We start from the raw sequence: 25,502 nt of genomic DNA, 5'->3' as shown, positions 1-25,502 counted from the left end.
AGGTCTCCGGGGTCATCGCGGCGGAGCGGGAGAGATGCCGGCCAGGCGCGCCAGCTGCAGGAAGGCGCGGAGCGGGCGCGCCTTGACCGGGATGTTGTGTGGCGCCTGGCTGAAGATCAGCGCGATCAGGCGGTGCCGCATGCTCTCGTCGGTTTCAAAGCGCACGCACAGGCGGCGCTTGGTGTGGCGCGCCACCCGCGCAGGCACCCAGCCCACTTCGGGTACGCGCACGCTCAGTCGCTCGCCAGGGGCCGGAACCACGCCGCCGCGACGCAAGGCGGCACCGCTGAGCGAAATGTCGATGAACTCGCTGGCTTCCTCGTGGTCGCCCTGCCGCCAATGGGCAGTGCGCCGGAACGGGAAGCGCTCCTCGCGGCGCAGTCGCGGCAGGTCGACGCAGGCCATGATCGCGGCGAGGTCCAATACCAGGGCGATCAGGGTCCAGCCGAGGTTGAACAGGGTGCCGTCGCTCATCTGCGCATGCAGCATCGTGTTCACCGCGCCGGCCTGCAGGCAGACCATCAGCAGGATGAAGAAGCCCGCGTGTTTCCAGTGCACCACCACCTTGCTCCGGTCGAGCCCCTTGGCGGTGACCTTGAATGGACGTCCAAACGGACGGAGCAGCGCGGAGATCATGGTCATGGTCACGGCATAAGCCGCCACCAGCTGGGTCACCTCGGTGAAGATGGGAAGTGTCTTGCGGTCGGTGATCCACGGCCCGTAGAACCAGAAGCCGATCAACGCCGGCAGGCCGTAGAACAGGAACTGCCCCGGCGTCGTGTAGAACGCCGCGATGCCGAAATACCAGTACAGCACCGGCGCCACCAGCATCAGCAGCAGGAATGGCTTGCCGATCCAGTGCAGCATGCCGTGCGCGTAGTGCAGGCGATCCACCAGGCGGTAGCCGTCGCCGCGCAGCGGACCTTCCTTCAGCATGGCCACCTGCATGGTGCCAAGGCACCAGCGGCCGCGCTGGTTGATGTATTCGATCAGCCCTTCCGCAGACAGCCCGACCGACAGTCGTTCGTTGAGCCAGCGGGTGATGTGGCCGCCCTTGCGCAGCAGGTAGGAGGTATGGATGTCCTCGCACACACTGTCCGTGGGGAAACCGCCCGCCTCGGTGATCGCCTGGCGCGACACCACGAACGAAGTGCCGACGCAGAAGGCCGAATCCCAGGCGTCGCGCGAGGGCTGGAATACGTCGAAGAACACGCGCTGCTCGTCCACCCAGCTGTCGGTGGCACCCAGGTTGTGCTGGATCGGATCGGCGTTGTAGTAAAACTGCGGCGTCTGCACCAGCGCCACGCCGGGCTCGGCGAACAGGCCGAGGATGCGGTAGAGGATGTTCCTCTGCGGCGCGAAGTCCGCGTCCAGCACAAGGATATATGGCGCATTGGTGTGTTGCGCGGAGAGCCTGAGCCCATTGTTGAGATTGCCCGCCTTGGCATGCGTGTTGTCGGGCCGGCGCGCGTAGTTCACGCCGAGCCTCGTGCAGTAGTCGCGCAGCCAGTCGCGTCGGGTGTCGTCCAGCACCCAGATGTTGACCTGTGGATAGTCGATCGTCTTGGCGGCGACGATGGTCTTTTCCAGGATCTCCAGGTCCTCGTTGTAGGTGGCGATGAACACGTCCACCGCCGGCACGCGGCTTCCGGCCGCGCGCAGCCGCGCTTCGCCGGCGTCGGCCTGCGGACGGTTGTCGCGGCGACGCACCATCACCGCGATCGCTGCCAGCGTGTAGATGATCGAGACCATCTCGAAGGCGTAAAACACATAAGCCCACACGCTGGCGACGCCGTGGCTGGCATCAGGCAGCGTTTCTGCGCTGCGCCAGACCGCGTAGCGCAGCAACAACGCGCCGGAGAACACGCCGAACACCAGCCGGTCGAACGCGCGACGCGGATTGGCAAAGCGCGCCATGCCGATGCCCAGCAGCGCGGTCAGGCCAAGCACCTGGAGCAGGCTCATCAGATCGACGGGAGGGCTCATGTCGGGTTCTCCGTGCGGGCGATGGGGCGGCCGGTGAATGGATTCCAGCCTTTGGCCGCCAGTGCGGCCCAGGCGGTCGCGCCCAGATGGGGCAGGTGGTAGTAGAAGAAGTCGGCGTAGGTCGAGTCCGGGCCGATCGCAAAGTCGGTGGCAATGCGCGGTTGCGGCGTGGCGTAGAGCATGCCGCCGCTGCCGCGCTGGTCGGCGATCAGTCGCCACAAGCTATCGGGCACGGGTTTGCCGCTGGCTTGCAGGGCCGCGGCCACCTGCGCGCTGCCTTCGGTCCATACGCCATCGGGCTGGCGTCGATAGCCGTAGCCATCGCCGCTGCGATGCTGTGAATCGATCCACGACCAGACCTGGTTCCACTCGGCCGGGTGCGGGTTGAACGCAAGCAGGGGCCATGCCTGTGCATCCAGCCCGGACTTGTCGCGCGACAGCGTGCTGCCGTCGTCCAGCGTGCCGACCAGGAAGCGATGCCCGGTGTTGTCCCACATCGACTGCACGAACGCTTCGGCCAGCTTCGCCTGCTGCGCGAGGTCCGCGTCATGACTGTCGCGGCTGGCCCAGGTCGCAGCGGCATAGACGTCCAGGTTGTGTTCGGTCGCCTTCCAGTGCTGCGCGCGCTGGGCGTTGTCATAACCAAACAGGCCACCCTCGTAAGCAGGCGGGGCCGCACCGCTGGCGTGGGCCTGGATCCAGCGCAGCTGGGCCACCGCGGCGTCCAGATAGCGCCGGTCATGGCTACTGTCGTAGACGGTCAGCAGCAGCAGCGCGGCCCACGCGACATTGCCGGTGGCGGTGCCCGTCTGATACGGATCCTGACTCCAGTAGTTGCCGCGCGTCTCCCAGTAACCGGGCAGTTCGACCTTGCCGCCGCTGGCGACTCCGCCACGATAGGCGTTGCGCAGCCGCCCGTCCCTGAAGCTCGGATCGTGGGATGCCGCAAGCAGCAGTGCATCGGCGATCCGCCGCGCCTGCGCCGGGCTCCCGCAGGCGGTGAGTGCGATGCCGGCGAGCGCGTTGTCGTAGACGAAGGCAACGTTTTCAAGCGCCCTTGCCGAGCCCGGCTGCAGCCCGGGGTAGCTTGGCAGCAGCATCGGGCCGTCGCCTGGCATGGCCGCTGCGGCCGCGCGCAAGGCAGTGCAACTGCTGTCCGCCAGCTGCTGTACGGCGTCAGTGGAAAGCGCGGGGCGGGATGCGACGGCGCTCAGCATCAGGGCGAGGCTTGCAAGGTGACTCCATCGCATGGACATGGCGGCCTCCTTCGATCAGGTTCAGCGCAGGCTCGCCGTCACACTGCGGCCTGGCGTGCAGGGCGGTTGGCCCGAATGGGCGGCGTCGAAGTCGTCCCATTGCGCGAGCGCATAGACCGAACCGTCCTCGGCATAAGGAAACGGCGCGCTGTAGCTGTTCTGCAGGGATTCTTTCGCCGTGGGCAGCAGCTGGCTGATGTGGGCGCTGTGCGGCTGTCCGGCCTGGTCGATCTGCACGCGCAGTCGGGTGCCGACATTCAGGCGCCCGGCCATGCGCGCCGGGAATACCGCCACGACATCGGTCTTGCTGCAGTCGGTGGCGCGCACCAGCGTGGCGCCGGCCGCCACCTGGGTGCCAATCGGTGCGACGACCTCTTGCGCGGTGCCGGTCGCATAGGCCTTGACCGCATAGTCGGAGAGCGCACGCACGCGCTCGTCCTCGTGGGCAATCAACTGGTTGAGATTGGCCAGCTGGGTGGTCAGCGCATCGATCTGGGCCTGTTCGTCCTTGATGTTGTTCTGCAGGTCGGCCTGCCGTTGCATCAGTTGCGGCAACTGGGTGTTGCTGCCTTCGCCGCTGGAGACGTAGACCCCGCGCTGGGCGGCATCGATGCTCGCGCCGATCCGGTGAGCATTCTGGTCCAGCGCATCGGCCTCGCTGCGTGCTGCGTCGGCCTGGGCACGCGCCGCCGAGACGGTGGCCGCGCTGACTGCGCCGTCGCGCTGCAGGGCCATGGCGCGCGAATACTTGGTATCGAGTTCGGACAGCTTCGCGGCAGCGGCATCCTGCTGGGCCTGCAGCGAGGCATAGCTGCCCTTGAGCTGCGCCACGTTGGCGTGCTGGTACTGCTGATACTGGTTGCCGACGTATTCCAGCATCCGCTGGTCGGCCTCGATGCGATGGTTGAGATCATCGAGGCGACCCTGCAGATCCAGTCTCTGGGTGAGCAAGGTGGTCAGTGCGTCGCGCGCGACGGTGCTGTTCCTCACGATGGCGATGGTCTGGCCGGGTGCGAGCGGTTGTCCGTCCTGCGCGTACAGGGCACTGACGGTGCCGCTGATCGGCGTGGTGATCAGCATCGCCGGTGCATTCAGCACGGCGCGCGTGGCACTGGTGGAAACCCATGGCTCGACCAGGGTGGACAGCAGCAGCCACGCGATGAATCCCATCAGGCTGTAACCGGCCAGGCGCGGAATGAAGGCGAGCGGAGACTTCCGAATGGGAGCGAGCCTGCCGGGTGGTGCGGCGGCATGGGGCATGCGTTCGGTAGGCAGCAGTTCGGTCTTCAAATCATTCGCCTCTGGCAATCGACGTCGTGCAGACGCCTGCGCCCGTGCGCCAAGGCAGGGCGGGAGAGCACATCCCAAGTGGGATGGCGGCCGATGGTTGAGATCCGGAAGGAGTGGCTTACGTGCCGCGAATCGTCGGGGGCGACGGTTCCTGATTGATGCGATGCGTCAGTTCCGGACCGACACAGGAATAGACCGTCGGCGATGAACCTCGCCTGTCTTTAGCCTTGGAGATGCTCAGAATCAGTTAGATCGCAGTTCAAGAAATGAAGTTGCTTGACCCGGCGTTGACACGTGATCGACATGTCGATGACGCGTTGCGGCATGACTTGAGACCGTACCGTGACAGTGATCGGTGATGCGTGGCGTGGTCGACGCGCGAAACGCATGGCGACGTGGCCCGGATGGTCGTCCACCGGGACGACGCGGCGCGTCGTGGCTAGTTTTCGCCGTCGGCGGCGTAGGGATCGGCGATGTCAAGGCTGGCCAGGATGCGCTTTTCCAGCGCCTCCATCGCCTCGGCCTCGGCGTCCTCGATGTGGTCGTAACCGAGCAGGTGCAGTACGCCGTGCACGGTCATGTGGGCCCAGTGATTGCGCGACGCCTTGCCTTGCTCCTGCGCTTCGCGGGCGACCACGGGGGCGCAGATCGCCAGGTCGCCGATCAGCGGCAACACCACGCCCGGCGGCAGCTCGGCGGGGAAGGACAGCACGTTGGTCGCATAGTCCTTGCCCCGGTAGTCGCGGTTGAGCGAGCGACCTTCGGCTTCACCGACGATGCGGATCGACAGTTCGGTGGCCTTGCGCCGCCGCGCGCCCCGCAGCGTGGCTTCCACCCAGGTACGGAAGGAGGCGGTCGCGGGCACGCCCTTGCGCGGCGCGGCGTAGCCAACCGCAAGCAGCAGCGTCGAGGCGCTCACTTGGGCGGCTCCTCGGAGGCCTGTTCGAAGGCTTCGTAGGCACGCACGATTTTCGCCACCAGCGGATGGCGCACCACGTCGCGCGAAGTGAAGAAGGTGAAGCTGATGCCATCGACGCCGCGCAACACTTCGATTGCGTGGCGCAGCCCCGAGCGGACGTGGCGCGGCAGGTCGATCTGGCTGACGTCGCCGGTGATCACCGCCACCGAGCCAAAGCCGATGCGCGTGAGGAACATCTTCATCTGCTCGACGGTGGTGTTCTGCGCCTCGTCGAGGATCACGTAGGAGTCATTGAGCGTGCGTCCGCGCATATAGGCCAGCGGCGCGATCTCGATCACGTTGCGCTCGATCAGCTTGGCGACTTTTTCGAAGCCGAGCATCTCGTACAGCGCGTCGTACAGGGGGCGCAGGTACGGATCGACCTTTTGCGAAAGATCGCCGGGGAGGAAGCCGAGCTTTTCACCGGCCTCCACCGCGGGGCGCACCAGCAGCAGGCGCTGCACCCGGTTGGCCTCCAGAGCTTCCACCGCGCTGGCCACGGCGAGATAGGTCTTGCCGGTGCCGGCAGGACCCACGCCGAAGCTGATGTCGTGCGTGGTGATGGCGTGCAGGTAGCGGGCCTGGTTGGGGCCGCGGCCCTTGATGACGCCGCGTTTCACCTTGATGGCCACGTCCTGCGCGCCTTCGGCCGCGTCATTGACGATCGCGTCGATGCCCGATTCGGCCAGGTGCAGGTTGATCTTGGCGCCGGTCAGGGACTCGCTCGCGGTGCCCTCGTAGAGTGCACGCAGCACTTTTTCGGTGGCGCGCGCGGCGTCTTCCTCGCCGATCACCTGGAACAGATTGCCGCGATGGTCGATTTCAACGCCCAGGCGCAGCTCAATCTGGCGCAGGTGCTCGTCGAACGGGCCGCAGAGATTGGCGAGCCGCGCGTTGTCTTCCGGCTCGAGGGTGAAGTCGCGTTGGTTCAGGCCGTTGCTCATGGGAAATCAGAGGTGTCGATGCATCACGTAGACGTCGGTCGGGCCCTGCGCCGCGTGGCGGAACGCGCCCGGCACCTGGCCGACGATGCGGAAACCGTGGCGCTGCCAGAGGCGCACGGCGGTGGTGTTGGTCGAGACGACAAAGTTGAACTGCATGGCGGTGAAGCCAGCGTCGCGGGCCTGGGTCAGCGAATGCTCGCACATGGCCGACGCCACGCCCTGTCCGCGCGTGGCGGGCGACACCATGTAGCCGGCATTGGCCACGTGGTCGCCGAGGCCGGGCTGGTTGGGCTTGAGCATGTAGCAGCCAAGCACGAGCTTGCCGCGCTCGGCGACGAAGCAGCGGCTCGGCGGCGTCGCCCACCACTCGCGCGCCTGCTCGAAGCTGAGGTCGGGCGGATAGCTGTAGGTGTCGCCGGCTTCGACCACGCTGCGAAACAGCGGCCACACCAGCGCGAACTCCTCGGCGCCGATTTCCCTGACCGTCAGCGGGGCCGTCACGATGCCAGCGCGACCGCGTCGTCCGCCAGCTTCACGCGTCCGCGCAGCGAGTTGCTCATGGCATCGGTGATCACCACGTCGATGAACTGGCCGATCATGCGCGCGTTGCCGGGGAAGTTCACGTAGCGCATGTTCTCGGTGCGGCCGGTGAACTCGTTCGGGTTCTTCTTGCTGACTTTCTCCACCAGCACGCGCTGCACGGTACCGACCATGGCCTCGTTGATCTGGCGCGCGTTCTCGTTGAGCGTGGCCTGCAGGCGGGCAAGGCGGGCGTGCTTCACCTCGGACGACGTTTCGTCGGTGAGGTTTGCCGCCGGCGTGCCGGGGCGCGAGGAGAAGATGAAGGAGAAGCTCTGGTCGAAGCCGATGTCGCCGACCAGCTTCATGGTCTTCTCGAAATCGTCATCCGTTTCGCCGGGGAAGCCGACGATGAAATCGGAGGAAACGCAGATGTCCGGGCGCACTGCGCGCAGCTTGCGGATCTTCTGCTTGAACTCCAGCGCGGTGTAGCCGCGCTTCATCGCGGCGAGGATGCGATCGGAGCCGGCCTGCACGGGCAGGTGCAGGTAGTTGGCCAGCTGCGGCACGTTGGCGTAGGCCTCGATCAGCGAGTCGGAGAACTCCAGCGGATGCGAGGTGGTGAAGCGGATGCGGCCGATGCCGTCGATCTGCGCGATGGCGTGGATCAGCACCGCCAGGTCGGCGCTGCCGCCGTCGTGCGTCGGACCGCGGTAGGCGTTGACGTTCTGGCCCAGCAGGTTCACTTCGCGCACGCCCTGGCCGGCCAGTTGCGCCACTTCCACCAGCACGTCGTCGAACGGACGGCTGATTTCCTCGCCGCGGGTGTAGGGCACCACGCAATAGGAGCAGTACTTGGAGCAACCTTCCATGATCGACACGAAGGCGGTCGGGCCTTCGGCGCGTGGTTCGGGTAGGCGATCGAACTTCTCGATCTCCGGGAAGCTGATGTCCACCTGCGGCTTGCCGCTGGCGCGCTGCGCCTCGATCAGCTCGGGCAGGCGGTGCAGGGTCTGCGGGCCGAACACCAGGTCGACGTACGGCGCACGCTTGATGATGTCCTGGCCTTCCTGCGAGGCCACGCAGCCACCCACGCCGATCAGCACGGGCTTGCCGCCCTGCTTGTGCTCCTTCCATCGGCCGAGCTGGCTGAACACCTTTTCCTGGGCTTTCTCGCGGATCGAGCAGGTGTTGATCAGGATGACGTCCGCCTCGGATTCGTCCTGGGTCAGTTCCAGTCCATGCGAGGCCTTGAGCACGTCGGCCATCTTGGCCGAGTCGTACTCGTTCATCTGGCAACCGTGGGTTTTGATGAAAAGCTTGCCGGTCATGGGTCTTGGTACCGTGGTCCTGGGCGCCGGGGGATGGCCGCCGAACCGCACAGTTTACGCGTCCAGGGTCATGCCCGCCAGCTGAACGGCCAAGCCTGATCAAGCACTTGCGTGGTCACCGGGCGGCCGGGCCAGGGTGGTCCGGGCGGCAAATTTGTCCCGCCGCACGAAATGACCGCGTCCTGCTTGGCGTCGGCGGTGGCAGGGGGCACACTGCCGCCAGGCCTGTGGCCCGGCACGTAGGCGCGCAGGGGAGTGCGGAAGGGGAATGTATGTGGGTGCATGACCGGGTGACGGCCGCAGCAGTGGCGCGGCTTCCGACGGGGACAGTGTGACCAGCCCGGCTCGGCTGCCGACGGGGCGGCGCGTCCTGCTCAGGGCAGCGGCCGCTTGCCTGGCGGTGCTGTGCCTGCTCGCCCTGCCGGCCCGCAGCCATGCCGGCGCGCTGTATCGCTGTACCGGTGGCTCGGGAGAAGTGGTGTTCAGCAGCAGTGCGGCCGGCTACAGCGGTTGCGTCCGCATCGCCGGCACGCCGGAGCCTGCCCGCCGCAAGCCCGCACCCAGGGTGACGGCACCGTCGCTGGCCGGCGTGCAGGGCAGTGCCGAAACCTCGGCGCGCTCCCCGTCCAGCCCGCCCCCGGCCAGCGAGGCGTCGCTGGCCCGGGTCCAGGGAGGCGTGGAAACCACGGCGCGGGTGGCCGGGTCATCCGCGTCGTCAGGGTCGTCGGGGGTGCCCGGGCAATGGAACTACAGCGAGGCCCCGAAGCCCGCCACCAGCGTGGCGGCGGAGCCGCCGGCACCGACGGGCGATCGCGTGCTGCGCGGGGCGGTGTATCGCGTGGTTCGCCGGGACGGCAGCGTGGAATACACCAACCTGCGTCCCGCCGAACAGCAGGGTCGCGCCGTCACCATGCTTTTCAGCTACATCGCGACCTGCGTGGCGTGCAACCTGCACTCGACCATCCGCTGGGACTCCGTGGCGCTGAACCTGACCGACTATGCCGAAGTCATCCGCGTGGCCAGCGTGGAGTCGGGCGTGGACGAGGCTTTCCTGCGCGCCATCATCCATGCCGAGAGCGCGTTCAATCCGCGGGCCATGTCCCTCAAGGGCGCCCAGGGCCTGATGCAGCTGATGCCGGGCACGGCGCTCGACATGGGCGTCAAGGATGCCTTCGACACCGCCCAGAACATTCGCGGTGGCGCACGTTACCTGGGCTTGCTGCTGCATACCTTCAGGGGCGACGAGCGGCTGGCCGCCGCGGCCTACAACGCCGGGCCCGGGGCCGTGCAGCGGTACAACGGCGTGCCGCCGTTTGCCGAAACCCAGGTCTATGTCGACCGCGTCGGCACCTTGCGCAAACGCTACAGGCAGGCCATCCGTCCGGCCGCGACCCACGCGCCGGCCGTGGCGGGTCTCTCAACCATCCAGTGAGGCGGTCGGCGTCAGCGGCGGGCGCTGCGCCAGGATCACTTCGGTATGGAAGGGCGTGCCGTTGCGAAGCCCCGAAACCTGGACCTTGCTGCCGGGCTTGAGCGCGGCCTCGTGTCGCCGCAGGTCGGTGGGGTCGACGATGTCGTCGCTGCCGATGCGCAGCAGGATGTCGTGCGGCTGGATGCCCGCCTGCGCGGCCGGGCCGCCCGGATAGATGTCCGTGACCTGGGCGCCGCGCGCGGCCGCGGGCAGGCCGCTGTCCGCCGCCACGGGTACGAAGGTGTAGTCCGCGCCCATCCATCCACGCACGACGCGCCCCGTGTCGATGATCTGGTCCAGCACCTTCTTGGCGTTGGTCACCGGGATGGCGAAGCTGATGCCTTCGGCATTGGCGGCCTTGCCGATCAGCAAGGTGTTGATGCCAACCAGTTCGCCCTCGGTATTGACCAGGGCGCCACCGGAGTTGCCGAGGTTGATCGCCGCATCGGTCTGGATGAAGTCCTCCGGGCTGGCACTGCTCAGCTGCCGGCCAATGGCACTGACGATGCCCATGGTCACGGTCTGGTTGAGCCCGAGCGGATTGCCGATGGCCAGCACTACGTCGCCGGTGCGCACCGGGTCGTGGTTGGCGATATGGATGACCGGCAGGTTGCTGGCATCGATCTTCAGCACGGCAAGGTCGGTCTCGATATCCGCACCCACGACCCTGGCCTTGGCCACGCGCCCGTCGTAGAGCAGCACCTGGATGTCGTCGGCGTTGGCGATCACATGGTTGTTGGTGAGCACGTAGCCCTGGCTGCTGACGATCACGCCCGAGCCGAGGCTCTGTTCGCGGCGCTTGTAGGCCGGGCCGGCGGGCCGGCCGCCGAACAGGCGCTGCAGCACCGGATCGGTGTACATCTGCACGGCCTGTTCGGTCACCATCTTGTTGGCATAGATGTTGACCACCGAGGGCGCGGCACGGGCCACCGCGTCGGCGTAGGACACCGGGCCGCTCGCACGCGCCGGGGCGGTGGACATGCCGGGCGACTCGGCGCCCGCGCCCTGCATGCCGAAGCGGGCACGCAGGTTGTTGCCGACGCCGGGCCACACCAGGCTGATCACGAACGCGACCGCCAGCCCGAGGACCACGAAGCGGGCGATGAAGGCGAGCGTGCCAGCGGCATGTTTCATGTCGTTATGTGATTCGTGACAAGGCGTTGGGACGATGAGTGGACGAAAGCGGCTGGCGCCGTGGTTTTATTGTACGAGGCAGGCCCTGACGCTACACTAACGCGATTTTTGCGGGTGCCGGATTTCGCTGGCGCTTGCGAAGCGGGTCGCTCCGGGTTCACCGGGTGCGCGAGGTGACCGGAAGCGAAGGCCGTGGTTGTGTACCGCTACACTGCCTGCCGCGCTGGTGCCTCGTGCCCTTGATGTCCCGGAGTGCAGGGGTGGTTCGCAGCGCATGTTCCCGCTGCCTGACGTCGCGACTCGCTTGGCAAGCACCTGTGGAACTCCAGTTCCGCGTCTCAATGGCATTATGTACCGGAGAGCCTGATGGCGAACGAAGTCGTCGATCACGGCCGCCGCCGCTTCCTGACAGCAACCACGTCCGTGGTTGGTGGAGTAGGAGTCGTCGCGGCAGTCGTGCCCTTCATCAAGTCGTGGGAACCCAGTGCGAGGGCCAAGTCCGCAGGTGCCCCAGTCACTGTCGACATCAGCAAGATCGAGTCAGGCCAGAAGGTCACCTACCCGTGGCGTGGCCTGCCGGTCTTCGTGGTCAATCGCACCAAGGAGCAGCTCGACGCGCTGCCCAGCCAGAACGCCCGCCTGGTCGACGCCAAGTCGGACAGCGGCTCGGCCGACCAGCAGCCCAAGTACGCGCAGAACGAAGCCCGCTCCATCAAGCCCGAATGGCTGGTGCTGGTCGGCCTGTGCACCCACCTGGGTTGCGTGCCCGACTTCGTCCCCGTGATGAAGCCCGAGCCGTTCGACCCCGAGTGGAAGGGCGGCTTCTACTGCCCCTGCCACAAGTCGCGCTATGACATGTCCGGCCGCGTCTACCAGGGCGTTCCGGCGCCGAAGAACCTGCTGGTGCCGCCGTACCACTTCGTGGACGACACGCACATCCAGATTGGCGTGGATCCGAAGGAGGCCGGCTGATGGCTAACGTATTCACGCGCCTCGGCGACTGGGTCAATGAGCGAGCCCCCGGCCTGATGCCGGTGTATCGCAAGCACATGACCGAGTACTACGCGCCGAAGAACTTCAACCTTTGGTATTACTTCGGCGTGCTCGCCATCGTGGTGCTGGTCAACCAGATCGTCACCGGCATCTTCCTCACCATGAACTACAAGACGAGTGCGGCGGAAGCCTTCAACTCGGTCGAGTACATCATGCGTGACGTGGAGTGGGGCTGGCTGATCCGCTACATGCACTCCACCGGCGCCTCGCTGTTCTTCGTGGTGGTGTTCCTGCACATGTTCCGCGGCCTGATGTACGGCTCCTACCAGAAGCCGCGCGAACTGGTGTGGCTGCTGGGCATGCTGGTGTTCCTGGTGCTGATGGCCGAGGCCTTCATGGGCTACGTGCTGCCGTGGGGCAACATGTCGTTCTGGGGCGCCAAGGTGATCATCTCGCTGTTCGGCACCATCCCGTTCATCGGCGGCAGTCTGGTCGAGTGGATCATGGGCGACTACCTGCCTGCCGACGCCACGCTCAACCGCTTCTTTGCGCTGCACGTCATCGCGCTGCCGCTGGTGCTGCTGTTGCTGGTGGTGCTGCACATCTTCGCGCTGCACGAAGTGGGTTCGAACAATCCTGACGGCGTCGACATCAAGCACGGCCCGAAGGGCAATCGCTGGAATCCGGAGAAGCCGGCCGACGGCATTCCGTTCCACCCGTACTACACCGTGCATGACCTGGTGGCGGTGGGCTTTTTCCTGATGATCGCGGCATTCATCATCTTCTTCTCGCCGACGGTTGGCGGTTGGTTCCTGGAGCATGACAACTTCATCCCGGCCAACAACCTGGTCACGCCGACCCACATCAAGCCGTCGTGGTACTTCACTCCGTTCTACGCGATCCTGCGCATGATCCCGTCGTTCTTCGGCACGGCCTTCTGGGGCGTGCTGGGCATGTTCGGCGCGATCGCCCTGTTGTTCCTGCTGCCGTGGATCGATGCGGGCAAGGTGCGCTCCATCCGCTATCGCGGCACCGGCTTCAAGGTCGCGTTGCTGACGTTCGCTGGCTCGTTTATCGGCCTGGCCCTGGTGGGCGCGGGCGTGGTGGGCGAGAAGCTCGTCGAGTGGGCTCCTACGGATGCGACCTTCTGGGAGAACACGTTCGGTCGCGTGATGACGTTCCTCTACTTCGGGTACTTCGTGTTCCTGTGGTGCTACACGCACTTCGGCTGGGAAAAGACCAAGCCGGTCCCGGAGCGGGTGGTGTTTGACCATGACTAAGCGACCGTCCCTGATGAAGAAAACCATTTCCTCGCTCGCGCTTGCGCTCGGCCTGCTGGTCGGCACCACTTCGGCGATGGCGTCGGAAGAGGGCGGCCTGCCCTCGGCCGGCACCAATGTCCGCGACCAGGCTTCGTTGCAGCGCGGCGCCAAGCTGTTCTTCAACTACTGCGTCGGTTGCCACTCGCTGAAGTACGCGCGCTATTCGCGTATCGCCGAGGACCTCGGCCTCAGCGAAGACGAGGTGATGAAGAACCTCAACTTCACCGGTGCCAAGTTCGGCGACGTGGTGATTTCGCACATGCCGGAGGATTCGGCCCAGCAGTTCTTCGGCAAGGCACCGCCGGACCTCTCGCTGGAAGTGCGCGCCAAGACCGCCGACTGGGTCTATGGCTACCTCAACTCCTTCTACCTGGACCCGACCCGTCCGGTGGGCTGGAACAACGCGGTGTTCGCCAACGCGTCCATGCCCAACCCGTTGTGGGAGCTGCAGGGACTGCAGACCGCGGTGAAGAAGGAAGGCGGCGACGAGGTCGAAAAGCTCGAGCTGACCCAGCCCGGCAAGCTCACGCCGGCCCAGTACCAGCAGGCCACGCGCGACCTGACGGCCTTCCTGGAATACGTGGCCGAGCCGGCCGCGCTGCAGCGCCAGCGTTACGGCATCTGGGTGCTGCTTTTCCTGGCGGGCTTCACTTTCCTGGCATATCTGCTAAAGAAGGAATATTGGAAGGACGTCCACTGAGGCGTCGTGCCATAGCCTGAGGTACGGCGGCCTAGTGCCGCCGTACGCGCTTAATGTCGATGGGGAGATCGCGCATGGTCCAAAGCGCTCGTTCGCGTACCGCACTCACCCTGTACACCACCGCGGATGGCATCCAGTGCCACCGCACCCGGTTGGTGCTCGCCGCCAAGGGCGTCAGCTACGAACGGGTGCAGGTCGACCCGGCCAGGCCGCCCGAAGACCTGTTGGACCTGAACCCTTACGGGACCACGCCGACCCTGGTCGACCGTGACCTGACCCTCTACAACACGGCCGTCGTCTGCGAGTACCTGGACGAGCGCTACCCGCACCCGCCGTTGATGCCGATCGATCCCTTGTCCCGCGCCCGCCTGCGCCTGGCGACCGTGCGCATCGAGCTGGACTGGCTGCCCGAGGTGGACGCGATCCGCGCCGGCGGCCGGCCGGCCGATGCCGCCCGCAAGCGCCTGCGGGAGCATCTGCTCGCTTCACTGCCCCTGTTCAAGGCCTCGCGGTTCTTCCTCAATCCCGAGATGAGCCTGACCGACTGCCTGGTGGCGCCGGTGGTCTGGCGCCTGCCCTGGCTGGGCGTGGACCTAGGGCGCGAGGGCAAGCCGATCCTCGACTATGGCGAGCGGCTGTTCGCCAGCCAGGGATACGCGCGCAGCATGACGGCGGAAGAAAAGGCCATGCGGCCCTGAGCCAACGGGGCGGCCCCCGGGGGAAGGGGCCGACCGCTTTCCCGCCCTTGTGGCACTGCAGCATCGACGCTACGGGCCCGCCGGCGTCCGGGGCGGGCTTTGCGCCTTTATCCCGGCCGCGGTTGGCATACACTCCATCGAACTCCCGGCCGGGCCAGGGCCGGACCCCGCCCTGGCCCAGTCATCAACAGGTTTCTGCATGACCGACGACAAGCTTCCGCCGATGTCCTCCAATCGCCCGTATCTGCTGCGGGCGATCTACGACTGGATCTCCGACAACAATCTCACCCCCTACGTGCTGGTGGATGCGGGGCGCGAGGGGGTGAAAGTGCCCCCCCAGGTCGTCAAGAACGGCCAGGTGGTGCTGAATCTCGCCATGCGGGCGGTGGCGAACCTGGACCTGGGCAATGACTGGATCAGTTTCCAGGCGCGCTTCTCCGGCGTCAGTCAGAACATCCATATCCCGATTCAGGCCGTGCTGGCGCTTTACGCGCAGGAAAACGGGCAGGGCATGATGTTTCCGGCCGACGAGGGTGGCGACAATCCGCCGCCGTCGTCGCCCGATCCGGACGACACGCCGCCCACGCCGGAGGGTGACGACGCCGGCGACAAGCCCAAGCGCAGCGCGCCGTTCCTGCGGGTGGTCAAGTAACCAGGGGACGGCCGCCTCAGTGGAGGCGGTTGTCGTCGCGCATGCGGGGGCGCAGCGGAACGACATTGCTCTCCCCGGCGGGCGGCACGTGATCCGACCGGGTCCCCGGCAGATGACTCTGGATGGTGGGCAGGCTCAGGCCGGTCAGTGTGCGGCCGATCATCCAGAGCCGTCCCGGTTCGCGGTCGTTGCCGTCGATGCTCACTTCAAAGGTGTAGCAGCGTTCCAGCAACCAGCCGCCATGCACGCGACGCGGCCGCAGGCTGCGCAGCCCCACGCTTTCGTCGAGCAGTTGCAGGCCGTGCTGGCGGCATTGTCCGCGTGCCTCCTGGGTCGCCAGCTCGCGGGCGCGGCTGAGCTTCAGCCACAGTCCGATTATCGACAGCAGCACCAGCAACAGGAACAGGTCCGATAGTTCGCTCATGGCTTGAGAGTGTAGCCGTCGCCGGCCGCTTGCAAGGCTCGCGGCGGGGAGATGCGCATGGATGCCCGGCCCGTGCGGCCGGACTCAGTCCAGTTGCAGGCGCAACGACAGGTCGACCGCCCGCACGTGCTTGGTCAGCGCGCCCACCGAGATGAAATCCACGCCGGTGCGTGCGTAGTCGCCGATGGTGGTCAGGTCGACATTGCCGGAAATTTCCAGCTGCGCGCGGCCCTTGGCGATGGCGACCGCCTCGCGCATGAGCGGCAGGGAGAAATTGTCCAGCATGATGCGGTCGGCGCCGGCGGCGAGTGCCTGCTGCAGCTCGTCGAGGTTCTCCACTTCGATTTCCAGCAGCAGCGACGGATGCAGTCGCCGCGCCGCCGCGGCTGCCGCGCCGATGCCACCGGCGGCGATGATGTGGTTCTCCTTCACCAGGATGGCGTCGTAGAGGCCCACCCGGTGATTGTGGCCACCGCCGCAACGCACGGCGTATTTCTGGGCCAGGCGCAAACCGGGAACGGTCTTGCGGGTATCGAGCACGCGTACGCCGGTGCCGGCGACCGCCGCCACGTAGGCCGCCGTCGTCGTGGCCGTGCCCGACAACAGCTGCAGGAAATTGAGTGCCGTACGTTCGGCGCTGACCAGCGGCCGGGCCTTGCCGCGAAGCCGGCAGATCACCGAGCCGGCGCTGGCGCGGTCGCCGTCCTGCAGCGTCCATTCGATCTGCACGTCCGGGTCGAGCTGGCGGAAGCTGGCGTTGAACCAGCCGATGCCCGCCATCACCGCATTCTCGCGACAGGTCAGGGTGGCATGGGCCAGGGCATCGGCCGCAAGCAGGTCGGCGGTGGCGTCGCCGCTGCCGATGTCTTCGGCAAAGGCACGCTCGACGTCCGCCCGAATCAACTCGGGCGAGGGTGAGGCAGGGGCGTTTGAAGTCATTCGGTCGCGGGGCTGTTCGCCGTGGCGGGCTGGCTGAGGCGGCCGACGATGGCATCCATCGCGCGGTCGAACAGGGCCGTGGAATCGAGCACGCGGGCCGTGCCGCCGGTGAGCGCGGAGGCCAGTTCGTGCGGGGCGTAGTCAGCCACTTTCAGGCCACGCCGGTTCACGAACAGGTAGCGGCCGCTCATGGGGCTGATCCACGAGAGCTTGGCGCGCTCGATGGCTTCCGGGTCGGACAGGAACTCCAGCCACGTACCGGGCTTGAGCTCGGCGATCAGCAGCATTTCCGGGGTATCGAGCGCCGGTTCCGGCTGCGGCTCGGACCGGTCCAGCTCGGCCTCGGACTCCGCGATCGGCTGGATGCTCTCGGGAATGGGCAGCGAGGTGGATTCCTCCACCGCCTGCACCTCGGCCTCCGGCACGGCTTCGCCGAGCTGGTGGCGGTAGTAGGTATGCAGCTGCGCCAGCAGGCGGTCAATGTCGCTTTCCTGGAACGCCACGTTGGCCAGGCCGCGGCGCAGCGAGCGCTCGATGCCCGGCAGCATCTGGCGCAGCGCGCGGCGCTCGTCGAGCGTGCGGGCCGGCTTGGTGCTGTCGATGAAATCGTTGGCGAAGCGAAGCGCGTCGCGGAATTCCGGCGACTCCTCGCCCTGGCGCAGGATGGTCAGCACCAGGTAGTTGGCCCACGCGCGCGACAGGATCCCGTGGATCAGCGGCGGCAGCGTATGGCCGTCGATGCGGCTGAGGATTTCGCGGGCGGCGCGACGGCGCGCCTGTTCCAGCTTCTCGCGGCCGCGGGTCGACTCGGCCACGCGCTGTTCGGCCAGTTCGGCGCGGCGGCGGCTGATGTCCTGGAATTCCTGCAGCTCGACGCACAGGCGCTCGAAGATGGTCAGGTCGTCGTCGAAATCCTGCAGCAGGCGGTCGACGATGGACTTGATCTTGTCGTGCAGGCGGTGGTCGCGATCGGATTCGGTCGACCAGCCCTTGGCGGCATCCGCCAGGTTGTCGAGCAGGCGGCGCGCCGGATGCTGGCGGTGCGCGAACAGCTTGCGATCGAGGATCGCCGCCTTGAGGTAGGGAATCTGCAGGCGTGCCAGCAGCACCTGCATCTCGGTCGGCAGGTTGCGGTCCTCGAGGATGAACTCGAACAGCATGCCGACCAGATCGATGGTGTCCTCGTCGATGGTGGACACCTGGCTGGGCCGTTCGCCGCGCAGCGAGCCGATCTGCGACAGCAGGTGCTCCTTGAGTTGCTGTACTTCGCTGGCCAGCTCGAGGGCATTGCTGGCATGCAGCGGCAGCTGCTGATTGATCGCAGCCTGGCTCTGCAGCACGCTGAGTGCGCCAATCAGTTCGTTCGCGCTCGGCATCTGCATGGCGCCGACGGGCATGCGCCCCGCATCGCCGCCGCCACGGCGGGCACTGAACAGGGCCCGCAGCGTCTGCAGCAGCTCGTTCGACGCGGCGCCCTCGTCCTCGGCCAGGAAGGCGGCCTCGGCTGTCTCGCCGCCGGCCGGTGCCGCGGAGGCACCGCCCTTCGCGGCATTGCCGCCGCGCGCCACATCGTGGCGGAGCTGCGGCAGCACGCCGGCACGGACCAGCTCGCCGTTGATCTCCTGATAGAGCTCATCGAGCGAAGCCAGCACATAACGGTCGAACAGCTTGTAGATGATGAGCTTGACGCGCATTTCCGCGGACAGCTCGCGCATCGCCTGGCGGAAAGCCTGGGAGAGCACGGCCGGTCCGACCGGGTTGCTGGAGTCTTCGATCTGGATGCCGCCGTAGATCACCGACAGGCGCTGGTTCACGGCGAACAGTTCGCGCGTGAGGCGCGTTTCGTTCTTGCCGATCATGCTGGTGATGGCCAGCGACTCTTCCAGTTCGTTGTCCGCGACCAGCGAGAGCTCCACCGAGCCGATCGGCAACACCGACCCGCCCTGGCCGCCGGCGCCACCGCGGTAATTGGCGGCAAAGTCGCTGAGGTCGCGCGAGACCTGCGCCAGGAAGCTGCGCTCGACCATCGGACGGCGCTTGCGCACTTCGCGCATGCCGTCGAAGTAGTGCATCTGCGCGGCGTTGTTCTCGGCTTTTTCGGCCAGATCGAACAGGGCATCGTCGACATGCTCGAACATGCCGTTGATCAAGATCTGCAGGCGACGGCCCGCGATGTCCCGGACATTGTTCAAGAGGGCGCCTCCGCGCTCGCTGGAAGGGTCCAGGCGCTGGCTCAGGCTGACGATATTGGAAGGTTCACTGGCGTCTTTCATCGCCCCACCCCTGAAGTGATGCCGACGCGCGATCAGGTCAGCCCGTCGCGACAATAGGCGATCCTACAATAAGCGAAAACGGGACGCGCCGCCATGCGCTCGGTCGCGCTATGGCACATGGCCTAGGGGGCCGCACGGACTTGCGCCGGCGGCCATGCCGGCGCCTCAGGCGGCGGCTGGAAAGTCCCGCAGCTGGGTGGTTCCGATGCCTTCTTCCGGCAGCATCACGGGGATGCCGTCGTCGACCCGGTAAATGACCTTGCGATCGGTGGTTATAAGGCCTTCGGCCAGTGCGGCGCTGACGGCCACCCCGGCCACGCTTTCGACCTGCCCGTTGCCGATGGCGGCATTGAGGGCTTCGAGCTCGGCCCGGCTGAGGGGGCGGACGGGGGACTTGCTGACCGGGCAGCAGAGAATATCGAGCAGGCGTTTGTCCATGGGGAGCGGGATCGTGCCGAAACGCGGAAAGTCCGTACAATAACCCCTTTTGGATGGCTTGGGTCATGACGTCGACTTCCCTCCCGCCGCGCGTCGGTGTCGTGATGGGCTCCCGTTCGGACTGGGAAACCATGGAGCACGCGGCCAGCGTGCTGAATGAACTGGGCGTCGCGCACGAAGTGCGCGTCGTCTCCGCGCATCGCACGCCGGACCTGCTCTTCCAGTACGCCGAGGAAGCGGCGGGCCGTGGCATCCAGGTCATCATTGCCGGCGCCGGTGGCGCGGCCCATCTGCCAGGCATGCTCGCGGCCAAGACGCGCTTGCCGGTGCTGGGCGTGCCGGTGCAGTCCAAGGCGCTCAACGGCATGGACTCGTTGCTGTCCATCGCCCAGATGCCGGCGGGCATCCCGGTCGGCACCCTGGCCATTGGTCGCGCCGGTGCCGTCAATGCCGGGCTGTTGGCGGCCTCGGTACTGGCCCTGCACGATCCGTCGCTGGCGACGGCGCTGGATGCCTATCGCGCACGCCAGACGCAAAGCGTGCTCGATGCCCCGGATCCGCGCGCGTGACGATCCGTCGCCAACCCGTACTCGGCATCCTGGGCGGCGGGCAGCTCGCCCGCATGCTGGCGCTGGCCGCCGCGCCACTGGGCGTGAAAACCCTCGTGGTGGACAGTGCGGCCGATGCCTGCGCCGGCCAGGTGGCACCCCTGGTGAAGGCCGACTGGACCGACTTCGAGGCGCTGGGGCGCTTCGCCGGGCAGGTCGACGTGGTCACCTTCGATTTCGAAAACGTGCCGGCGGACACCGCGCACTGGCTGGCCGACAAGGTGGCCGTGTTTCCCGCGCCGCGCGCCCTGGCGGTAGCCCAGGACCGGCTGGCGGAAAAGACCCTGTTCCTCGAATGCGGCCTGCGCACCCCCGAGTTCCAGGCCATCGATACCCGTGCTGACCTGGACCAGGCACTGGCGACCATCGGGGCGCCGGCCATCCTCAAGACCCGCCGGCTCGGTTACGACGGCAAGGGCCAGTTCCGCATCAAGACCCTGGCCGATGCCGATGCGGCCTGGGCCGCGCTGGGCGCGCAGGCGGCGGCGCACGGCCTGATCCTCGAGGCGTTCGTGCCGTTTGACCGCGAACTGTCGGTGATCGCCGTGCGCGGGCGCGACGGTGATTTCCGCACCTGGCCGCTGACCCAGAACTGGCATACCGACGGCGTGCTTTCCCTTAGCCTGGCACCGGCGCCGGACATCGAGTCCCTGCAGGCGCGTGCCACTGGCCTGGCCCGCACGCTGGCGGAAAAGCTGGAATACGTCGGCGTGTTCGCGCTGGAGCTGTTCGTGAAGGATGGCGAGCTGCTCGGCAACGAAATGGCACCGCGGGTGCACAACTCCGGCCACTGGACGATCGAAGGTGCGCTGACCAGCCAGTTCGAGAACCACGTGCGTGCCGTGCTGGGCCTGCCGCTGGGCGACACTTCGGCCCGCGGCTTGTCAGCCATGTTCAACTGGATCGGCGAATTGCCCGATGCGGCCCCGGTGCTCGAGGCCGTGGATGCGCACTGGCATGACTACGGCAAGCAGCCGCGCGCCGGTCGCAAGGTCGGGCATGCCACGGTGTGCGCGATGGATGCGCGGCAATTAGTGGATCGACTTGCCGGCATCGCGCACGCGTTGCACCGCGATCAGCAGGCCGATCCGGCGGTACGCCAGCTCGGCTGATCGGAACCCCCAAAAAAAAGACGGAGCCGTTGCCGGCTCCGTCTTCGTTTTCCGGTCAGGGCTATCAGGCCAGGTTCTTGGCCGCGAAATCCCAGTTGACCAGGTTCCAGAACGCCTCGAGGTATTTCGGACGGGCGTTGCGGTAGTCGATGTAATAGGCGTGTTCCCACACGTCGCAGGTCAGCAGCGGCTTGTCGCTGCCGGTGATCGGCGTAGCCGCGTTCGAGGTGTTGACGATGCCCAGCGAGCCGTCGGCACGCTGCACCAGCCAGGTCCAGCCCGAACCGAAGTTGCCCACGGCCGACTTGGTGAATTCTTCCTTGAACTTCTCGACCGAGCCGAAGGCCTTGGCGATGGCGTCGGCGAGCTTGCCGGTCGGATCCTTGCCGCCGTTCGGGCTGAGCGAGTGCCAGTAGAAGGTATGGTTCCAGATCTGGGCGGCATTGTTGAACACGCCACCGGACGACTTCTTGATGATGTCTTCCAGCGAGGCGCTTTCGAACTCGGTGCCCTTGATCAGGTTGTTGAGGTTGGTCACGTAGGCCTGATGATGCTTGCCGTAGTGGTATTCCAGCGTCTCGGCGGAGATATGCGGCTCGAGCGCGTTCTTTTCATAGGGCAAGGGGGGGAGTTCGATCGCCATGAGTTGGCTCCTGGGCGTTGGCTGAGGAAAGAAGCCGGGTCGGGCAGGCCATAGGGGCGGCCACCGACGCACGACTGATACACTATCGATCTGCGCGCATTGTAATGATGAATTCCAAGACTATGGACGTTAACGAGCGAATCAAGGCCGTACTGGCCGATCACGCCATCGTGCTCTTCATGAAGGGCACGCCACAGTTCCCCATGTGCGGCTTTTCCAGCCGCGCCGCGCAGGCGCTCAAGGACGCCGGCGCGGACTACCATGCGGTCAACGTGCTGGCGGATCCCGAGGTGCGCGCCGCGCTGCCTCACTACGCCAACTGGCCCACCTTCCCGCAGCTCTTCATCGAGGGCGAGCTGATCGGTGGCTGCGACATCATCGAGGACCTCAAGGCCTCCGGTGAGCTGGCGCGCATGGTGGCCGACGTGGCCGGAGCATCGCACTGATGGCGCTGCCCCTTGCACGTCTGCCGCAAGGCTGGGCGCCGGTTGGCCACGCGCTGGCCGGCCGGGTGGTGCTGGTGACGGGCGCCTATGGCGGGCTGGGTGCTGCCGTGGCGCGCTCGGCCTCGCGTGCGGGCGCCACGGTGGTCATCACCGGTCGCCGCAAGCGCCAGCTCGAGCAACTCTATGACGCGATGGTCAGCGAAGGCCTGCCCGAGCCGATCATCCATCCGCTGGACATGGAAGTGGCCACGCCGCGCGACTATGAAGCGCTGGCCGATGGCCTCGCGCGTGATTTTGGACGTCTGGACGGCATCGTGCACGCGGCGGCTAGCTTCAACGGACTCACCCCGCTGGCCGTGCACAAGCCGGACGACTGGCTGCGCGCGCTGCACGTGAATGTCTCCGCGCCGTTCGCGCTGACCCAGGCATGCATGCCGCTGCTGCAGAAATCGGAAGACAGTGCCGCGGTGTTCGTGCTGGATGACCCTGCGCTGATGCAGCGCGCGCACTGGGGCGGCTACGGCGTGTCCAAGGCGGCGCTGGAGCGCTTCGTCGAGATCCTGCACCAGGAAACCGAGAAGACCCCGCTGCGCGTGCATGCGCTGTTGCCCGGGCCGATGCGCACCACCTTGCGTCGCGCGGCCTATTTTGGCGAAGACACCACCGTCCAGCCGTTGCCGGATGCGGCGGCCGATGCGGCGGTCTACCTGCTTGGCGCCCAGGCGCGCGCTGCGCGTGGCGCGGTGCTCGACCTGCGTCCAGCGGCATGACGGCGCGACAGGAGCGGCACTGAATGGAAGCACAGATGACCACGCTGTCGGCGGCGATCCTGCTGTTCCTGATCATGGATCCGCTGGGCAACATCCCGATCTTCCTCAGCCTGCTGAAGGACGTGGCGCCCAAGCGCCGCCGCCACGTGATGGTGCGCGAGCTGCTGATCGCCCTGGGCGTGCTGCTGGTCTTCCTCATCGGCGGCCAGCACATCCTCAAGCTGCTGCAGCTGCGGCAGGAGTCGATCAGCATTGCCGGCGGCATCGTGCTGTTCCTGATCGGCATCCGCATGGTCTTTCCGCCGGCCGATGGCGGCGGCATCTTCGGCAAGCCGAGCGAGGGCGAGCCGTTCATCGTGCCGATGGCGATTCCCGGCGTGGCCGGCCCTTCGGCCATGGCCGCCTTGCTGCTGCTCACCAATACGCAGCCGGGCCGCACCGCGGACTGGGCCATTGCCTTGCTGGGTGCCTGGCTGGCAACGGCGGTGATCCTGCTGTTCTCGACCTACCTGTACCGCTGGCTGGGGGACAGCGTGCTCACCGCGCTGGAGCGCGTGATGGGCATGCTGCTGATTGCGCTGTCGGTGCAGATGTTTCTCAGCGGCGTGGCGGCCTACCTGCATCTGGCCGTTTGAAACGCGGCCGCTGCCGGCCGCGTGATCTTTCGGACCTCTCCGCATAACCTTGCTGTCATAATCCGCTACCAGCATTCGGGATAATTCCCAGGAGGCGGTCATGCTCAGCGTTGAACAGACCCTCACCGAACGTCTGCCGTGGTTGGCGCAGCACCCCCTGATCCGCCGGCCGGTCGCCGGCATGCTGGGCCGCCTGGCCGATCAGGATGGTTTCAACCGCACGCTAACGGCGTTGGGGGAGGTCGAAGGCTTCGACTTTGTCGAACGCTCCCTCGAACTGCTGGGCGTCAGCTACCACGTCAATCCGCGCGAACGCGAGCACATCCCCGTCGAGGGCGGGGTGCTGATCGTCGCCAACCATCCGCTGGGCATGATGGATGCGCTGGCCCTGTTGCAGCTGGTCGGCTCCGTGCGCAGCGACGTACGCATCCTCGCCAACGACTGGCTGATGTCGATCCAGCAACTGGACAAGCTGTTGTTGCCCGTCGATGTCTTCGGCAAGGGCGCGGCTTCGCGCATGCGCGACATCTATCGCGCTCTGGAGCAGGGCGAGGCGTTGATCGTGTTTCCCGCCGGCGAAGTGTCGCGCATGGGTCCCGGCGGCGTCAGGGACGGCCGCTGGTCCGATGGATTTGCCCGCCTGGCGATGCGTTCCAAAACGCCGGTGCTGCCGATCCACGTGGCAGCACGCAATTCGGCCATGTTCTATGGCCTGTCGATGCTGGCCAAGCCGTTGAGCACGGCCATGCTTCCGCGCGAAGCCATCTCGCCGGTCAGCCGGCGCATCGGTTTCAGCGTGGGCGCCCTGGTGAGTGCGGACGAGCTGGCCCAGCACAGCGGCGACTCGGCCCAACGCGCCGCCAAGTTGATGCGCCGCCATGTGTATCGGGTGGGGCGGCATCGCGGACTGATCTTCGGCGGGCAGGCGCCGCTGGCGCATCCGGAACCGACCGATCGCGTGGCAGCCGAACTGCAGGCGCAGGCCGAGAAGCTGGCTGACCTCAATGACGGCAAGCAGATCCTGCTGTTCAAGGGCACCTCGGACAGCGTGGTGCTGCGAGAGATCGGTCGCCTGCGCGAACTGACCTTCCGCAAGGTGGGCGAGGGTACCGGCGCACGTCGCGACCTGGACGCCTACGATCCGCATTACGAGCACCTCGTGCTGTGGGATCCGAAGGTGCTGCGCATCGTCGGCTCCTATCGCTTCGGCCATGGCGGGCACCTGATCGACGAACGCGGCCTGGCAGGCCTGTACACCTCCAGCCTCTTCAGTTATTCGCCGGCGCTGGAATCGCGGCTCGCGCAGGGGCTGGAGCTGGGCCGAAGCTTCATCGCGCCGGCGTACTGGCGGTCGCGGGCGCTGGATCAGCTGTGGCAGGGCATCGGCCTGTACCTGCAGCGCCACCCCGAACTGCGCTACCTGTTTGGCCCGGTCAGCATGTCGGTCAACTTGCCGCGCGAAGCGCGCGAGTGGATTGCCGCGGCCCATCAGCACTACTTCGGCGCGCCGGGCCTGGCATCGGCGCGGCAGCCGTTCGTGGTGTCGCCGGCGGTGATCGACCTGGTGCGCGATGCGCTCGCCGGCCTGGATCCCGCCGAGGGACTGGGCAAGCTCAAGCATCACCTCGATGCGCTGGGCGTCAGCCTGCCGGTGCTGTATCGCCAGTATGTCGACCTGGTCGAGTCCGAAGGCGTGCAGTTTCTGGATTTCGGTGAAGACCCCGGATTCTCCGGCTGCGTCGACGGTCTGGTGATGCTCGACCTGGCCACGCTCAAGCCGGCCAAACGCGCGCGTTACCTGGGCAAGTGAGAGGATCGGTGGCACGCATGAACGCGTGCCTCGTCGCGCGGATACCGGCGCCCGCGTGAACTGCCAGCTGACGGTTCGCTGTCGATCGACGCGCGAACCGTGATCGTTCGGTAAATATCCTGTAAAATTCCCCTGCAATGCTGACCGCAT

General features: G+C 66.6%; 25 protein-coding genes. 12 read left to right on the top strand and 13 right to left on the bottom strand.

The genetic code is table 11. From position 1 onward, the window contains the following. Positions 1-12: 12 nt before the first annotated feature. The 7 genes from ACXU4B_RS08200 to miaB form a co-directional block, all read right to left on the bottom strand. Positions 13-1,986 carry a glycosyltransferase family 2 protein gene (locus ACXU4B_RS08200; protein ID WP_131409452.1) on the bottom strand — a complete coding sequence of 658 codons (1,974 nt, stop codon included), beginning with the start codon at positions 1,984-1,986 and terminating at the stop codon, positions 13-15. Further along, positions 1,983-3,242, bottom strand: a complete 1,260-nt coding sequence (locus ACXU4B_RS08195; RefSeq protein WP_205746539.1) for a hypothetical protein — start codon at positions 3,240-3,242, stop codon at positions 1,983-1,985. The genes ACXU4B_RS08200 and ACXU4B_RS08195 overlap by 4 nt, the downstream gene beginning before the upstream one ends. Before the next feature lie 21 nt (positions 3,243-3,263). Continuing rightward, on the bottom strand, positions 3,264-4,532 hold the full coding sequence (locus tag ACXU4B_RS08190) for an HlyD family efflux transporter periplasmic adaptor subunit (RefSeq protein WP_131409450.1): 1,269 nt from the start codon (positions 4,530-4,532) through the stop codon (positions 3,264-3,266). A gap of 439 nt (positions 4,533-4,971) precedes the next feature. After that, complete coding sequence (ybeY, locus tag ACXU4B_RS08185) at positions 4,972-5,451, bottom strand: rRNA maturation RNase YbeY (protein ID WP_131409448.1); 480 nt, start codon at positions 5,449-5,451, stop codon at positions 4,972-4,974. Further along, positions 5,448-6,434, bottom strand: a complete 987-nt coding sequence (locus ACXU4B_RS08180; protein ID WP_131409446.1) for a PhoH family protein — start codon at positions 6,432-6,434, stop codon at positions 5,448-5,450. Before ACXU4B_RS08180 ends, ybeY begins: the two co-directional genes overlap by 4 nt. Before the next feature lie 6 nt (positions 6,435-6,440). Then, positions 6,441-6,935: a GNAT family N-acetyltransferase gene (locus tag ACXU4B_RS08175; RefSeq protein WP_131409444.1), complete on the bottom strand. Its 495-nt coding sequence runs from the start codon at positions 6,933-6,935 to the stop codon at positions 6,441-6,443. Continuing rightward, complete coding sequence (gene miaB, locus ACXU4B_RS08170) at positions 6,932-8,284, bottom strand: tRNA (N6-isopentenyl adenosine(37)-C2)-methylthiotransferase MiaB (protein ID WP_131409442.1); 1,353 nt, start codon at positions 8,282-8,284, stop codon at positions 6,932-6,934. The genes ACXU4B_RS08175 and miaB overlap by 4 nt, the downstream gene beginning before the upstream one ends. 331 nt (positions 8,285-8,615) lie before the next feature. Here miaB and ACXU4B_RS08165 point away from each other — a divergent pair, with 331 nt between their 5' ends. Beyond that, positions 8,616-9,716, top strand: coding sequence for a lytic transglycosylase domain-containing protein (locus tag ACXU4B_RS08165; protein ID WP_338069383.1), 1,101 nt, complete (start codon positions 8,616-8,618; stop codon positions 9,714-9,716). On the opposite strand, the gene ACXU4B_RS08160 is transcribed toward ACXU4B_RS08165, so the two are convergent. Further along, positions 9,702-10,889: a S1C family serine protease gene (locus ACXU4B_RS08160; protein ID WP_131409440.1), complete on the bottom strand. Its 1,188-nt coding sequence runs from the start codon at positions 10,887-10,889 to the stop codon at positions 9,702-9,704. The genes ACXU4B_RS08165 and ACXU4B_RS08160 overlap by 15 nt on opposite strands. A 366-nt stretch (positions 10,890-11,255) precedes the next feature. Here ACXU4B_RS08160 and petA point away from each other — a divergent pair, with 366 nt between their 5' ends. The 5 genes from petA (at position 11,256) to ACXU4B_RS08135 (ending at position 15,254) form a co-directional block, all read left to right on the top strand. Further along, positions 11,256-11,861 (top strand): ubiquinol-cytochrome c reductase iron-sulfur subunit, encoded by a 606-nt coding sequence (petA, locus tag ACXU4B_RS08155; RefSeq protein WP_131409437.1) that lies wholly within the window; start codon positions 11,256-11,258, stop codon positions 11,859-11,861. Continuing rightward, positions 11,861-13,162, top strand: coding sequence for a cytochrome b (locus tag ACXU4B_RS08150; RefSeq protein ID WP_131409435.1), 1,302 nt, complete (start codon positions 11,861-11,863; stop codon positions 13,160-13,162). Before petA ends, ACXU4B_RS08150 begins: the two co-directional genes overlap by 1 nt. Then, a complete protein-coding gene (locus ACXU4B_RS08145) occupies positions 13,155-13,904 on the top strand; it encodes a cytochrome c1 (RefSeq protein ID WP_425481386.1) in 750 nt (249 codons plus the stop codon). The genes ACXU4B_RS08150 and ACXU4B_RS08145 overlap by 8 nt, the downstream gene beginning before the upstream one ends. Before the next feature lie 74 nt (positions 13,905-13,978). After that, positions 13,979-14,602 carry a glutathione S-transferase N-terminal domain-containing protein gene (locus ACXU4B_RS08140; protein WP_131409433.1) on the top strand — a complete coding sequence of 208 codons (624 nt, stop codon included), beginning with the start codon at positions 13,979-13,981 and terminating at the stop codon, positions 14,600-14,602. 199 nt (positions 14,603-14,801) lie between these two features. After that, entirely contained in the window at positions 14,802-15,254 is a 453-nt protein-coding gene (locus ACXU4B_RS08135) for a ClpXP protease specificity-enhancing factor (protein WP_240734043.1), read from the top strand. Between the two features lie 16 nt (positions 15,255-15,270). Here the strand turns inward: ACXU4B_RS08135 and ACXU4B_RS08130 are convergent, their stop codons facing one another. From ACXU4B_RS08130 to ACXU4B_RS08115, 4 genes are all read right to left on the bottom strand, one after another. Next, positions 15,271-15,678 (bottom strand): DUF3301 domain-containing protein, encoded by a 408-nt coding sequence (locus tag ACXU4B_RS08130; RefSeq protein WP_131409432.1) that lies wholly within the window; start codon positions 15,676-15,678, stop codon positions 15,271-15,273. A gap of 84 nt (positions 15,679-15,762) precedes the next feature. After that, complete coding sequence (gene nadC / locus ACXU4B_RS08125) at positions 15,763-16,617, bottom strand: carboxylating nicotinate-nucleotide diphosphorylase (protein WP_131409430.1); 855 nt, start codon at positions 16,615-16,617, stop codon at positions 15,763-15,765. Beyond that, on the bottom strand, positions 16,614-18,890 hold the full coding sequence (locus tag ACXU4B_RS08120; RefSeq protein ID WP_131409428.1) for a DUF1631 domain-containing protein: 2,277 nt from the start codon (positions 18,888-18,890) through the stop codon (positions 16,614-16,616). Before ACXU4B_RS08120 ends, nadC begins: the two co-directional genes overlap by 4 nt. Positions 18,891-19,055: 165 nt before the next feature. After that, positions 19,056-19,328 (bottom strand): Trm112 family protein, encoded by a 273-nt coding sequence (locus ACXU4B_RS08115; protein ID WP_131409426.1) that lies wholly within the window; start codon positions 19,326-19,328, stop codon positions 19,056-19,058. 65 nt (positions 19,329-19,393) lie between these two features. On the opposite strand from ACXU4B_RS08115, the gene purE reads away from it, so the two are divergent. Next, positions 19,394-19,897 carry a 5-(carboxyamino)imidazole ribonucleotide mutase gene (gene purE / locus ACXU4B_RS08110; RefSeq protein WP_131409424.1) on the top strand — a complete coding sequence of 168 codons (504 nt, stop codon included), beginning with the start codon at positions 19,394-19,396 and terminating at the stop codon, positions 19,895-19,897. Next, positions 19,894-21,048, top strand: coding sequence for a 5-(carboxyamino)imidazole ribonucleotide synthase (locus ACXU4B_RS08105; RefSeq protein WP_131409422.1), 1,155 nt, complete (start codon positions 19,894-19,896; stop codon positions 21,046-21,048). The genes purE and ACXU4B_RS08105 overlap by 4 nt, the downstream gene beginning before the upstream one ends. Before the next feature lie 64 nt (positions 21,049-21,112). Here the strand turns inward: ACXU4B_RS08105 and sodB are convergent, their stop codons facing one another. Next, complete coding sequence (gene sodB, locus ACXU4B_RS08100) at positions 21,113-21,691, bottom strand: superoxide dismutase [Fe] (protein ID WP_131409420.1); 579 nt, start codon at positions 21,689-21,691, stop codon at positions 21,113-21,115. 122 nt (positions 21,692-21,813) lie between these two features. On the opposite strand from sodB, the gene grxD reads away from it, so the two are divergent. The 4 genes from grxD (at position 21,814) to olsF (ending at position 25,352) form a co-directional block, all read left to right on the top strand. After that, a complete protein-coding gene (gene grxD, locus ACXU4B_RS08095; RefSeq protein ID WP_131410457.1) occupies positions 21,814-22,137 on the top strand; it encodes a Grx4 family monothiol glutaredoxin in 324 nt (107 codons plus the stop codon). Next, positions 22,137-22,907 carry an SDR family NAD(P)-dependent oxidoreductase gene (locus tag ACXU4B_RS08090; RefSeq protein WP_131409418.1) on the top strand — a complete coding sequence of 257 codons (771 nt, stop codon included), beginning with the start codon at positions 22,137-22,139 and terminating at the stop codon, positions 22,905-22,907. The genes grxD and ACXU4B_RS08090 overlap by 1 nt, the downstream gene beginning before the upstream one ends. A gap of 35 nt (positions 22,908-22,942) precedes the next feature. Beyond that, the gene (locus tag ACXU4B_RS08085; protein ID WP_131410455.1) at positions 22,943-23,542 is read left to right on the top strand and encodes a YhgN family NAAT transporter; all 600 of its coding nucleotides are present in this window, start codon (positions 22,943-22,945) and stop codon (positions 23,540-23,542) included. Between the two features lie 100 nt (positions 23,543-23,642). Then, positions 23,643-25,352, top strand: a complete 1,710-nt coding sequence (gene olsF / locus ACXU4B_RS08080; protein ID WP_131409416.1) for a bifunctional ornithine lipid synthase OlsF — start codon at positions 23,643-23,645, stop codon at positions 25,350-25,352. The last annotated feature ends 150 nt before the right edge of the window (positions 25,353-25,502 follow it).

Source organism: Dyella soli (assembly GCF_054482295.1).
This window is presented reverse-complemented; position numbering and strand designations above follow the sequence as displayed.

Excerpts from the sequence above, each read along its gene's own strand:
- ACXU4B_RS08085 (WP_131410455.1), top strand. The coding sequence starts at position 22,943 with ATGACCACGCTGTCGGCGGCGATCCTGCTGTTCCTGATCATGGATCCG.
- ACXU4B_RS08150 (WP_131409435.1), top strand. The coding sequence starts at position 11,861 with ATGGCTAACGTATTCACGCGCCTCGGCGACTGGGTCAATGAGCGAGCC.
- ACXU4B_RS08180 (WP_131409446.1), bottom strand. The coding sequence starts at position 6,434 with ATGAGCAACGGCCTGAACCAACGCGACTTCACCCTCGAGCCGGAAGAC.
- ACXU4B_RS08130 (WP_131409432.1), bottom strand. The coding sequence starts at position 15,678 with ATGAGCGAACTATCGGACCTGTTCCTGTTGCTGGTGCTGCTGTCGATA.
- ACXU4B_RS08135 (WP_240734043.1), top strand. The coding sequence starts at position 14,802 with ATGACCGACGACAAGCTTCCGCCGATGTCCTCCAATCGCCCGTATCTG.
- nadC (WP_131409430.1), bottom strand. The coding sequence starts at position 16,617 with ATGACTTCAAACGCCCCTGCCTCACCCTCGCCCGAGTTGATTCGGGCG.
- ACXU4B_RS08160 (WP_131409440.1), bottom strand. The coding sequence starts at position 10,889 with ATGAAACATGCCGCTGGCACGCTCGCCTTCATCGCCCGCTTCGTGGTC.
- ACXU4B_RS08200 (WP_131409452.1), bottom strand. The coding sequence starts at position 1,986 with ATGAGCCCTCCCGTCGATCTGATGAGCCTGCTCCAGGTGCTTGGCCTG.
- purE (WP_131409424.1), top strand. The coding sequence starts at position 19,394 with ATGACGTCGACTTCCCTCCCGCCGCGCGTCGGTGTCGTGATGGGCTCC.
- ACXU4B_RS08145 (WP_425481386.1), top strand. The coding sequence starts at position 13,155 with ATGACTAAGCGACCGTCCCTGATGAAGAAAACCATTTCCTCGCTCGCG.
- ACXU4B_RS08195 (WP_205746539.1), bottom strand. The coding sequence starts at position 3,242 with ATGTCCATGCGATGGAGTCACCTTGCAAGCCTCGCCCTGATGCTGAGC.
- sodB (WP_131409420.1), bottom strand. The coding sequence starts at position 21,691 with ATGGCGATCGAACTCCCCCCCTTGCCCTATGAAAAGAACGCGCTCGAG.
- miaB (WP_131409442.1), bottom strand. The coding sequence starts at position 8,284 with ATGACCGGCAAGCTTTTCATCAAAACCCACGGTTGCCAGATGAACGAG.
- ACXU4B_RS08120 (WP_131409428.1), bottom strand. The coding sequence starts at position 18,890 with ATGAAAGACGCCAGTGAACCTTCCAATATCGTCAGCCTGAGCCAGCGC.
- ACXU4B_RS08140 (WP_131409433.1), top strand. The coding sequence starts at position 13,979 with ATGGTCCAAAGCGCTCGTTCGCGTACCGCACTCACCCTGTACACCACC.
- olsF (WP_131409416.1), top strand. The coding sequence starts at position 23,643 with ATGCTCAGCGTTGAACAGACCCTCACCGAACGTCTGCCGTGGTTGGCG.
- petA (WP_131409437.1), top strand. The coding sequence starts at position 11,256 with ATGGCGAACGAAGTCGTCGATCACGGCCGCCGCCGCTTCCTGACAGCA.
- ACXU4B_RS08115 (WP_131409426.1), bottom strand. The coding sequence starts at position 19,328 with ATGGACAAACGCCTGCTCGATATTCTCTGCTGCCCGGTCAGCAAGTCC.
- ACXU4B_RS08090 (WP_131409418.1), top strand. The coding sequence starts at position 22,137 with ATGGCGCTGCCCCTTGCACGTCTGCCGCAAGGCTGGGCGCCGGTTGGC.
- grxD (WP_131410457.1), top strand. The coding sequence starts at position 21,814 with ATGGACGTTAACGAGCGAATCAAGGCCGTACTGGCCGATCACGCCATC.